This is a genomic window from Corynebacterium sp. KPL2680, assembly GCF_040225675.1.
GTDB lineage: Bacteria > Actinomycetota > Actinomycetes > Mycobacteriales > Mycobacteriaceae > Corynebacterium > Corynebacterium rhinophilum.
Window position 1 is genome coordinate 1 of sequence record NZ_JBEHFM010000066.1, and the last position, 669, is coordinate 669.

The following is a 669-nucleotide window of genomic DNA, read 5'->3' on the forward strand; positions in this document are numbered from 1 at the left end:
CTGCATGCCCAATAGCTCACGATAGCCTTCGGCATTAACCCCGGTAGCCACGAGGACGGAAGCTTTGACCACGCGTCCTCCTTCGCGGACTTTCATGGTCAATGCATCACAGGCAACATACAGGTATGGACCGGTATCGAGTGGTCGGGTACGGAAGTCTTCGACCATCTCGTCCAGGTCTTTAGCCATGTCAGATACCTGCGACTTTGAAAGATTATTAATTCCCAAACTGGCGACGAGATCGTTCATCCTGCGTGTGGACACGCCTTTTAAATAGCAGGTAGCTATTACGGTTGTTAGTGCTCGTTCTGCCCGAGTGCGTCGTTGCAATAACCAGTCCGGGAAAAATGACCCGGTACGTAGTTTGGGTACAGCGACATCAATGGTGCCAACGCGAGTATCAAGATCGCGGTGGCGGTAGCCGTTGCGGACATTGGTTCGAGACTTAGACGTGGTGGCGTAGTCGGCGCCGCAGATCTGGTCTGCTTGAGTCGATAGGATTTGGTTGATGAATCCTTGAAGCATCTCGCGCATGAGATCTGGGGATGCTTGGGCAAGTAATTCGTCTAAGTAGGTAGTCGGGTCTATAGAATATGGGCTAGCGGCCATCGTGGTTATCCCTTTCGAGGAAGTGTGGTTACGGAATCGAAAGGTACTACGGTGGTCGCC

The 669-nt window shown here is 52.3% G+C and carries 1 protein-coding gene; it reads right to left on the bottom strand.

Annotated elements, in window-relative coordinates; all coding sequences use genetic code 11:
- A partial coding sequence (locus ABRP66_RS11660) for an IS256 family transposase (RefSeq protein ID WP_284796702.1) occupies positions 1-609 on the bottom strand: 609 nt, incomplete at its 3' end.
- Between the last annotated feature and the right edge of the window lie 60 nt (positions 610-669).